Origin of the sequence: uncultured Thiodictyon sp. (assembly GCF_903828115.1) — a bacterium.
GTDB lineage: Bacteria > Pseudomonadota > Gammaproteobacteria > Chromatiales > Chromatiaceae > Thiodictyon.
On the sequence record NZ_CAIKKU010000352.1, the window covers coordinates 1 to 3,098 of the forward strand.

Consider the following 3,098-nt stretch of genomic DNA (forward strand, 5'->3'; position numbering starts at 1 on the left):
ACGACAACGACAACGACAACGACAACGACAACGACAACGACAACGACAACGACAACGCAGCAGATCGACCCGGCGACCGGCATCCACCTGGGCCTGGAACTGATCGGCGAGGCCCGGCCCCTGCCGGCGCTGGGCTAGGGCGCCTTGACGAACAGTCTCACCCCGGCTCAGGCCTGCGCCAGGGTCTCGACCTCGAAGCCGACCAGGGTCCGTTGCTCGCGGCTGAATTCGATGCCGATGAGATGGATCGGCTGGCCCAGGGCGCGGTATTTGTCCGCATAGCCGCGGTCCTTGAGCTGTTGCAGGGCGCGGCCCGCGGGAGCGAGTTCCACCACCTTGAACTCGAACAGCCAGACCTGGGCCTCGAAGCGCAGTGTCAGGTCGATGCGCCCGTGCGCGGTGGCGTCCTCGGGGGTCAGGTCCAGGCCCAGGGCGGCGATGTGGCTGTAGAAGACGCTGGCATAGAAGCCTTCGTAACGGGCGATCGGATTGTTGTCGTGCCAGTGGTGGGGGATCGCCTCGAACAGGGCCTGCACATGGGCGCGCAGGGCCGCAAAATCGCCGCCGACCAGGGTGTCGTAGAGCCGGCTCTGCGCCCGCTCGGCCGCCATGGGGTCGCCCATCAGGCCCTTGAGCAGGGCGTCGTTGAGCGCGGTCTGTACCTCCAGGTTCGGGTAGCCCAGGGTGTGCTCGATGCGCGCCCCGGTGCGCCGGGAGCCGTGGAAGGTCAGATAGCCGGTCTGCCACAGCAGGGCCTCGGGGGCGATGTGCTCCACGTCGAAGGCCGAGAGCAGGGCCTCGGAACTGTGCAACTGGGCCAGGTCCGGGGTGAAGAAGCCGCGCGCGGTGAGCAGGTCGACCAGGAAGGTCGGGGTGCCGGTCTCGAACCAGTACGACCGGAAGACCCGATCCTGAAAGAGCAACAGCAGGTCGAAGGGGTTGTAGACCGCCTCGCCGGTCCAGTTGTAGCCGTTGTACCAGCGGCGCACCTCGGCCCGGTCGAGCCCGGGCAGTTCCGGGGCGAAGACCTGATCCACATCGGCCTCGGTATAGCCGCACAGGGCCGAATAGTTCGGGACGACGGTGATGTCGTGCAGGTTGTTGAGCCCGGAAAAGATGCTGACCTTACTGAACTTGCTGACCCCGGTCAGGAAGGCGAAGCGCAGGTGGGCGTCAGCGCCTTTGATGACCGAGTACAGATTGCGCAGCCCGTCGCGCATCTCGCGGGCCAACTCCGGCCGGGTGAGATTGTCGAGGATCGGCTTGTCGTATTCGTCCACCAGGACCACGACCCGTTGGCCGTGTCGGGCCTGCGCCTGCCGGATCAGGTCGCCGAAGGTGCCGGCCACGTCGAGCCCCGGATGCAGGGTCAGCTCGAGCGCCTCGGCGTTGATGCGCAGCAGGTCGTCGATCCGGGCGTCGAGCGCCGCGCGGCTGTGCAGCACGCCCTCGGCGAAGCTGAGCCGGATGACCGGAAAGCGGACCGACCAGTCCCAGTGCGGATGGATCTCAAGGCCCCGGAACAGCAGCTCGTTGCCGGCGAAGACCTCAGCGATGGTGTCGATCAACAGCGATTTGCCGAAACGCCGCGGGCGGGAGAGGAAGTACTGACTGCCCTCGGCGATCAGCCGCCGGATGAAGCCCGTCTTGTCGACGTAATAGCAGTCGTCCTCACGGATCTTCGCGAAGGTCTGGATGCCGATCGGCAGCTTGCGGGTCGTCATGGTCGGTCTCGGGAGTGGACGTGTCCGGTCACGATGCCGCCGGTGAGGGTTCCGGTCAACCCAGATAGTGACGGTGTCTCCGGGTGGTTCGGCGAAGGCGGTCGGACTGCTCCGTGGTTCGCGGTGCTGTGTTGCTCCAGCGCCCGGGCGCGCGGAACTGGTGCGTCTTGGGCCGGACATTAGCAGGGTTTTCGGGGTCTTGGTAGGGTCCGCTGTGCGGACCGAGCGCCGGCGGACCTCAACCAAAGGCCAGCCGCGCCGCAATCAGCAGCAGCAGGACGCCGAAGGCCCGCTTGAGCACGGCCACCGGCAGGCTGTGTGCCAGGCGCGCGCCGAGCGGTGCGGTGGGGATACTGGCGATCAGCATCAGGAGCACCGCCGGCCAGTAGACGAAGCCGGAGGTCATGGCCGGCAACCCCTCCCGTCCCCAGCCCACCACCACGAAGCCGATGGCCCCGGCGATGGCGATCGGCACCCCGCAGGCGGCCGAGGTGCCCACCGCTTGACGCAGGTCGAGCCCGCAGCGGGCGAGGAAGGGCACCGTCATGGTGCCCCCGCCGATCCCGACCAGCGCGGACAGGGCGCCGATGCCGCTGCCGACGGCCCACAGGCCCGCCTTGCCGGGCAGGGGCCGGTGCCCGGTCGCCCGGCGCGGGATCAACATGCGCAGCCCCACGTAACACAGAAAGGCGGCGAACAGGCGCTTGAGCCAGAGCCCCGGCATGAACCCGGCGATGGCCGCGCCCGCCCAGGCCCCCAGCACGATCCCCGGCGCCAGGCCGACCACCAGATCCCAGCGCACGCCGCCGCGCCGCTGGTGGGCCAGGGCGGAGGCGGCCCCGGTACCGACGATGGCCGCGAGCGAGGTGCCCACCGCCAGGTGCGGACCCCAGTCCCCGCCGATCCCCAGATGGCCGAAGAGCAGGATCAGGGCCGGCACCATGATGGCGCCGCCGCCGACGCCGAAAAGACCGGCGAGCAGTCCGGAGAGGACGCCGGTGAGCAGGAAGCCTGCGAGGTCGAGGATGGGCATGGGGCAATCGCCAGGGGTTAGGGTCAGCGAACCGGATCGGTGGGATGGGCAAGCGTAGCGCATCCACCATCCCGGCTGTCGGGGAATCTTGCAACGCCCGGACGGCTGCGGTACTTGCTACCTGGCCGTTTGCCCTGAAAAGTCGCGCAGCGACGCTGTGGGAGCGGCTTCAGCCGCGACGCGACCTCGCGCGCTGCCTTGGCCTCGTCGCGGCTAACGGTCATGGCACCCGCGCCACCCCGGAACATGAAAGTCCTCTCGACCGCTAGCTCGATGGCCAGCGTGCGGGGCGGCGTAGTCAGGGCTTCCAGCCCTGACTGTTCCAGCCCCGACACCGTCAG

General features: G+C 68.5%; 3 protein-coding genes. All 3 read right to left on the reverse strand.

What is annotated here, in order from left to right:
- Positions 1 to 167: 167 nt before the first annotated feature.
- Entirely contained in the window at positions 168 to 1,724 is a 1,557-nt protein-coding gene (locus QZY48_RS12990) for an ATP-binding protein (RefSeq protein WP_295431279.1), read from the reverse strand.
- A 238-nt stretch (positions 1,725 to 1,962) separates the two neighbouring features.
- Positions 1,963 to 2,757 carry a sulfite exporter TauE/SafE family protein gene (locus QZY48_RS12995; protein WP_295431280.1) on the reverse strand — a complete coding sequence of 265 codons (795 nt, stop codon included), beginning with the start codon at positions 2,755 to 2,757 and terminating at the stop codon, positions 1,963 to 1,965.
- A gap of 23 nt (positions 2,758 to 2,780) precedes the next feature.
- A partial coding sequence (locus QZY48_RS13000) for a hypothetical protein (protein ID WP_295431281.1) occupies positions 2,781 to 3,098 on the reverse strand: 318 nt, incomplete at its 5' end.